The 6,787-nt window shown below is 59.7% G+C and carries 7 protein-coding genes; 5 read left to right on the forward strand and 2 right to left on the reverse strand.

Features of this window, described 5'->3' with window-relative positions:
- Positions 1 to 142 precede the first annotated feature (142 nt).
- A complete protein-coding gene (locus tag VF629_RS06325; RefSeq protein ID WP_331057612.1) occupies positions 143 to 1,312 on the reverse strand; it encodes a glycoside hydrolase family 113 in 1,170 nt (389 codons plus the stop codon).
- 137 nt (positions 1,313 to 1,449) lie between these two features.
- On the opposite strand from VF629_RS06325, the gene VF629_RS06330 reads away from it, so the two are divergent.
- On the forward strand, positions 1,450 to 2,109 hold the full coding sequence (locus VF629_RS06330) for an ABC transporter ATP-binding protein (RefSeq protein ID WP_331057613.1): 660 nt from the start codon (positions 1,450 to 1,452) through the stop codon (positions 2,107 to 2,109).
- A gap of 287 nt (positions 2,110 to 2,396) precedes the next feature.
- Here the strand turns inward: VF629_RS06330 and VF629_RS06335 are convergent, their stop codons facing one another.
- Positions 2,397 to 3,260 (reverse strand): hypothetical protein, encoded by an 864-nt coding sequence (locus tag VF629_RS06335; RefSeq protein WP_331057614.1) that lies wholly within the window; start codon positions 3,258 to 3,260, stop codon positions 2,397 to 2,399.
- Positions 3,261 to 3,813: 553 nt separating this feature from the next.
- Between VF629_RS06335 and VF629_RS06340 the strand changes: the two genes are divergently transcribed.
- The 4 genes from VF629_RS06340 to VF629_RS06355 all read left to right on the forward strand — a co-directional run bounded on the left by VF629_RS06340 (position 3,814) and on the right by VF629_RS06355 (position 6,595).
- A complete protein-coding gene (locus tag VF629_RS06340; RefSeq protein WP_331057615.1) occupies positions 3,814 to 4,629 on the forward strand; it encodes a hypothetical protein in 816 nt (271 codons plus the stop codon).
- Positions 4,630 to 4,837: 208 nt separating this feature from the next.
- Positions 4,838 to 5,086: a hypothetical protein gene (locus VF629_RS06345; protein ID WP_331057616.1), complete on the forward strand. Its 249-nt coding sequence runs from the start codon at positions 4,838 to 4,840 to the stop codon at positions 5,084 to 5,086.
- Positions 5,087 to 5,245: 159 nt separating this feature from the next.
- Positions 5,246 to 5,818 carry a hypothetical protein gene (locus VF629_RS06350; protein WP_331057617.1) on the forward strand — a complete coding sequence of 191 codons (573 nt, stop codon included), beginning with the start codon at positions 5,246 to 5,248 and terminating at the stop codon, positions 5,816 to 5,818.
- 123 nt (positions 5,819 to 5,941) lie between these two features.
- A complete protein-coding gene (locus VF629_RS06355) occupies positions 5,942 to 6,595 on the forward strand; it encodes a hypothetical protein (protein ID WP_331057618.1) in 654 nt (217 codons plus the stop codon).
- Positions 6,596 to 6,787 lie beyond the last annotated feature (192 nt).

Below are 6,787 nucleotides of genomic sequence, written 5' to 3' on the forward strand. Positions count from 1 at the left end.
TGGTGGCACGAAAGTACGGCGTCCGGCCGTCATTACGACACCCAGCAGGAAGTAGCGCGAACTTTGTAGTTCGCGTCCCCGGCGGATATCCGAACGGCTTTAACGGCGCGGGGACGCGAACTACAAAGTTCGCGCTACTTCGCTATTGCCCGTACCACCGGGCCAAAACCGCTTCAGCGGGCTTGTGCTGGGGCGTAAAATCGGCATGACGTCGAGCCGGGCCATCGGGCGCCAGCCCCGGGTACCACTTCCAAATAAACATGCCCTTGAGCCACGGCTGGCCCCAGCAGGCCCGAAATAGGGCCTCGTAGCAACGGGCTTGAGTAGCCTCGTCAGGCACTGCGGGCACGGCCGTGCGCTCGGGCCACTCCCAGGGCCTGGCGGCGGCATCGGGGGTGGTTTTGTAGCCGACTTCGGTAAAGACCACGGGCTTTTTCACCTTTTTCTGCCAGGCGGCCAGGGCGCGCAAGTGCGGCTCCCAACCGCTCAGCAAGCTGTCTAGCGGGGGGGTGGCCGCGGTGCTGAGCGGAAAGTAGGCCTGAATGCCCACGTAGTCCAGCGCGTCCCAAAAGCGAATCTGCTGGTACTCGCCGCTCCAGTTGGCGGCGTAGGTGAGCGGGCCGTGGTACACCCGCCGAACCTGCTTTATCAGGCGGCGCCAAGCCTTTTCGTGGGCCGGCTCGGTGGCGTGCAGCAGCTCGGTGCCAATGCACAGCCCGTCGAATTTGCCCTGCTCCGCTACTTGAGCGTAGTGCAGCAGGTAGCGGGAGTAGCTGGCAAACCAAGCGTCCCAGTTGGCCTGGCTGGTCATGTTGATGTCGCCGGGCCAGGTGCCGTTGCCCCGCACCCACACATGCGGCTTCATGAGGGTGCGAAGGCCGTGTTGGTGGGCCAGCTGGGCCGTGTGCAGCAGGCCGGCGTCGCTCTCGCCCCAGTAGCTTCCTCGGCCCGGGCGCCGCTCCGTTCGCACCCGAATGAGCGGTTCGTCGGCTCCGGCTTGCCAGCCGAAGGGCATTTGGGCTATCCAGGTCACGTGGGCTTTTAGGAGCGGCGCTAGCTCGGCGGCCGTGACGGAGTCGCCACCCACCCAGCTCACGCCCCGCAGGCGGCTGCTGTCGTAAGCCGCGGGCCGCTGCTCAGTGTAGCTGGTTCCCTCCAACTCGGCTTCGATGTCGGTTGGGTAAGCGGATGGCTGCCGACGTGGTTCGGGGCGTTGAACGACGCGAGGCCAGGCCCACAGCGCCAGCAGCACGGCTGCACCCACGGCGAGCAGTGGCCAGCGGCGGCGCCAGGAAACGAGCGGAGGAGTCATGAAAGAAAATGCAGCCAAGGCCAAAATATTGTCTACGCCAATCCATTGGCTTCTCAACCATTCGGGCTCGCCTGCGCTCAGATTGTGCGTAGCTTTGCCACTACCCCTGCACCATTCACGTCTATCGTTGCCCGCCGTTGCTGCAAGCTATTAACATTCACAAGAGCTACAATGCCCTGAACGTCCTTAAGGGCATCGATTTGACGATTGAAAAGTCGGAAATCGTGAGCATTGTAGGGTCCTCGGGGGCCGGCAAAAGCACGCTGCTGCACATCCTGGGCACCCTGGACAGCCCCGACTCGGGCGAAGTGTTGTTCGACGGCGAGTCGGTGAGCACGCTGGGCCGCAACGACTTGGCGCGGTTCCGCAACCGGCACATCGGCTTCATCTTCCAGTTTCACAACCTGCTGCCCGAGTTCACGGCCCTCGAAAACGTGTGCCTGCCCGCCTACCTGGCCGGCCGCTCCGAAAAAGAAGTGCGCGTACGGGCCCGCGAGCTGCTCGGCATGCTGAACATGGAATTCCGGGCCGACCACAAGCCCAGCGAAATGAGCGGCGGCGAGCAGCAGCGCGTGTCCGTGGCCCGCGCCCTCATCAACTCGCCCGAAATCATCTTTGCCGACGAGCCCAGCGGCAACCTCGACACCAAAAACGCCCAGGAACTGCACCAGATTTTCTTCCTGCTGCGCAAAGAACTGGGCCAAACCTTCGTCATCGTGACGCACAACGAGCAGTTGGCCGACATGGCCGACCGCAAGATTGTGATGCGCGACGGCCACATTCTGGAAGGCGGGTAAGCAATCAATAAGTATTGGGCTGGGCTTGGCCTGGCAAACCTCACCCCCGGCCCTGCCGGGTACGACCCCTCTCCCGCGGAGAGGGGAGCTACGGCGGCGTGGACGTAGCGCGGACTTTTAAGTCCGCGCGTGAACTGTATTTACGTAGGCAACTCGCGGACTAAAAGTCCGCGCTACTATTCGTCAGGCTCCCCTCTCCGCGAGAGAGGGGTCGTACCCGGCAGGGCTGGGGGTGAGGTTTGCCAGGCCAAGCCCAGCCCACCGTCCTTATTAACAGCAAACGTGCCTCACGGGGCGGCCACAAACCACTTGTCGCCTGAGTCGTCCAGGTTGTGGCCTTCTACTTTGCCGCGGGTGGCGGCGTCGATGGCAAAATAATAGAGCGGGCGGCCTTTATAGGTGAGCTGCTGGCGAGTACCGTCGCGGGTGATGGTACCGAAGTCGCTGCCTTTTAAGGACGATGGTACTGCGGGCGCACTCAAAAACAGGGCTGGCCAAATGGCGGCGCAGCCACTGACGCAGTTGGTGGCCTGCGCAGCGGGCGTGGCGTTGTTGTCTTTGGCAAACGTGTACAGCGTGCGCCCGTTCATGTCGACCAGGTAGGAACGGTTGGCCACGACTTTGGTGGTCTTATCCTCCACCAGTTTGCTGGCCAGCACCACGCCGTAGTTGGGGTTGACGACGTGCCATACCGTGCCAATGCCGTTGCCTCCGGTGACGCCCGGCGCTTCGCGGGTGAACACCCCGCCCGACGCTGGGGCGTAGTAGTAGAGCGGCCAGCCTTTGTAGGTGGTCTGCGGGCGGCCGTCGGCGGTGGTTTTGGTGGCGAAATCCTCGGCCTTCAGAGCCTTGGGCACCTTGAGGTTGGCTTCGTAGTAGATTGGCCACAGCGGGTTGCAGGTGGCGCTGGTGCAGGTGTTGGCGCCGTCTACGTCGCGGGCGAAGAGGTAGAGGGTATTGCCGCTGGCATCGGTGAGGTACTCGCCCAGGGTGGCCGAAGTGGCCAGTTTCACGGTGGCCACGGCGTCCGGGTCTTCTTCGGGCGAATCCTTGTCGCAGCCGCTGGTGCCGAAGCTCAGCGCAACGAGGAGTGTTACGCTTAGGCCAAAGGACCAGAAACGGGATAGAAATGAGGGTGCTGATTGTGCCATGTGGGGTTGATATTGGATGAAGCTGAAAAGTGGAATGCCGCCTCCTTGCCCAAGTTTTTGGGCACAGCAGGTTTCAACCGCCGCCCGGGCCGGACGTGCAGATGCGGGAGCCATGCGCGGCGCTTGGCCTAAAAGAAGAAATGCGGAACAGTTGGCAGGTGCGCGGGCAGCAGAAGTCGGCGCCGACTTCCGGCTGCTCGCGCACGGACCAGCCGACGCGCCAGGATATGGGGCCGGGTGGGGCGGCCCAGCCCTGGACAGGGGCTTTACCTCCTACTCGGAGGCCATCGCAAAATGGTTGCTTCGGCCGCTTGGTCTTTTGCATAAGGCCTGGAAAGCGACTACTAAGGCGACTTGGAACAATGGCTGAACCGCTGGAATTTTAGCAAAGCGGGTGATGTTCTGTCCAAAAGCTGAGCTTCCCAACTGCTTTAGTTTTTATATTTTTACTTATTGTTAATAAGTAATTGATTTACAGTAACAAAATTTACCAATATTTTTGGCTTTTTTGGCACGTTTCTTTCTACCTTTGGGTTGTATTAAAGAACATCAGTTGGACACATTAACAAACAACATCGCCATGAACGAGGCCACCAAAACCACCAAGGACATTACCAAAAAAGTAAAAGTTGAGAGCTTTGACATCAGTCGCTCCGACGAAACGCTGGACTTGGCGAAGGACCTCGCTAAGTTCATCAAAGACAACAAGCTCACCACGAACGTGCAGGGCAAGGAGTTCGTGAACGTGGAGGGCTGGCAGTACGCTGGCTCGCGCCTGGGCATTGTGCCCATCGTGGAGCACGTCATCAACGTGAGCAGCGCCGAGGAGATGAAGTACCAGGCCAAAGTCACCTTGTTTGACCTGCGCCACCAGACCACCGTGGGCGCTGGCTTCGCCGTGTGCTCGAATAAAGAGAGCGGCAAGAAATTCTACCAGGAATTTGCCATCATGAGCATGGCGCAGACCCGTGCCATTGGCAAGGCCTACCGCAACTGCCTGGCCTGGATTATCCGCGCCGCCGGCTACGAGCCCACTCCTGCCGAGGAAATGGACTACAACACCAACACGCCGGCCGCAGCGCCCGCCCCGGCTGCTGCAGTGGCCCAGGCCGTGCCCGCCATGCAGGTAGTGCCCGCCGAGGCTCCGGCCGTAGCTGCTGAGCAGGCTGCCGCACCAGTACAATACGCTACGGCTGCCCAGAAAGAGGAAATCATCCGCTTGCTCAACCACCCGGTCATCACCCGTCCGGAGAAGACCAAGATGCTGCTTAACATCAACCGCCTCGACGAGGAGCGCGCCGTGCAGGCCATCGCCAAGCTGCGCAAAGCCATCGACGACCGTGAGAACGGCGAGAAGGCCGCTGCTTAAGCTTCGGCTGAACCCTTAGAAAAAGCCCGGTGCCGTAAGGTACCGGGCTTTTTTTGTCGGTTGCTAATTCGCTTTCCTATATTGAGCCGTGAACCAGTGTGCGAAATGGACCGCAAGCTGCCTTCATAAGGCTAAGAATTCTACCATTTCGCTGAACGTCAATGTGGCCTATGGTCAGTATCTTCATCGTTTCACCCTATCCTCGGTTATGAAACCCGTCCCTGCTTTCCTCCTTGGCATGGCCCTCTTGGCGCTATTCGGTTCTGCTTCCGCTCAAACAACGCCACCTGCTGCCCCCAAAACCCCCGTCGGGAAAGGCGCACCTCTTCCCAAAAAGGCCGCCGCTCCAGCGCGCACGGCGTCGGCCGTGAAAATGGACACCGCCGCCTTTCGTCGTTCCGGACGCCCCGCCGACCACATCCGAACCCGCCCCCGGCCTATTCCCTCGAAAAACTAGGGGAGAGGTCGCTGAAGCAGCCGCTGGACTGTTCTTCGAACCGTTTAAGTGAACTGATTCAGCGCTTGGTTAGAATGAGTAGCTTCTATGTTGCCCTTTGTACAGCTCCGTTTGACCTATCATAAACTACTCGTTACCGTCGGCACGAGTCTGTGCCTAATGAGCTGCACAGAGCAACCCTCGCCCATTGCTTACCCGCCAGCGGTGGTACAAGCCGGCGAGCAGCAACGTTACAAAACGGCGCTCTGGAGCGTATCCACCAGCTTCTTGGACAGCACCGTATTTTGGCAGCCCCCGGGCGATTCGGTGTGGCGTACACTCGAGGGCTTGGTGAGCCTTGAACAGCGCCTGGTCAAGCTCGAGCGCGGCACCGGCACCACCTCCTTTCGCTTTCAGCCGGTTGAACAGCCGGGGATGCCGTTGTGGCGCCTATGGAACAACTGCTTTCGGTACGGCCCGCCCAACGGCGGCTTCCGGCCCCTGGTAGAGGTATGGGTGAACCAGCGCGACGGACTGATTGACTCCACCTTAGCCATAAACAACATAATCTCTACGGGCTTCGGCCGCAAGCTCAACGAGAAGGGTGACTGGATGCCCATGAACCGCCGCGAAGCCCGGCTGCTGCAGTTTCATACCGATTCCCCCTTCAAACGGGCATTCCTGCGGGCCCATTACGCCGAACTGCCATCCAATTTACAGCGGCTCTGCCACGAAAATGGTATTCTAAAATAATGCTCCTTCAAGTGAACGGAGCGCGTTTACCTTCGGACCGTTTGGCAGAACTTCAAGAAAACGGTATTACTGGTTAGTCATTACTTTGCCGCTTGTAAAGCCTCTCTTTTCTTGCTGACCTCTGTGCGCACCCTATTCGGTTTGTTGCTCCTGCTGTTTCTTATTGGCAGTTCCGATGCGCTGGGATACGCTTGGAAGCCAACACGCGCGCGGTTGCTTCCCCCGCCCGACACGTGCGCCCCCCCGTCCTACTGGCGCAAAGCGGCGGCCTTGGTGGAGCGGGTTGTTCGCGAAGAGGGCTGGCTAAATTTCACGTACGCCGACGAGGGAGGGTTTAACTCTCTGAAGCAGTACCGCCGCCAAGGCACCTGCCGCATTATCCCGGTGGCGTACGTGCTGGCCGGGCCGTTTCAACGCTACCAACCGGGCGAGGAACTGGGACAGTACTGGCACTGGGACACGCTGCATTTCCAAGCCGTGGCTTATCAGCGCCGCCGGCCCGTTGGGCTCTTGCGCTTCCACACGTCGCCCGACACGTCCCGCGTTTACTTCGCGTGCGACAGTGTACCCGGGCCCAGAATCGCCCAGTACGAGCAGCGGCTGTTTCGCCTGTTCTTTACGGCCTCTTTAGGGGCGTATTGCGTGCGGTCCAACGGGCGAGTGTGGGTGCTGGACCCGCGAACGGGCCGGCTGCAGACGGTGGACACGTGGCTGCTGGAACAGGGCGGGGTAGTGGCCGTGAAGCAGCAGCTGGCTTATTATTACTCAACAGATTAATAACGCTCTATTTCTTAAACCCTAACCTAAGAGGCTGTTACGCTTCTTTATACAGCAGCACCTGGACGTTTTGACTATTGTTTAGTTTAAGAAACTCGTCTACAATTCAAAGTTCACGAAGCTCGGATTGGACCTTACTAAAGCGGTTTCAGGCTTTGTGTAAATAGCAGGCAGTAGCGTGGACATTTTATT

The organism is Hymenobacter sp., from assembly GCF_036388155.1.
Taxonomy (GTDB): Bacteria; Bacteroidota; Bacteroidia; order Cytophagales; family Hymenobacteraceae; genus Hymenobacter.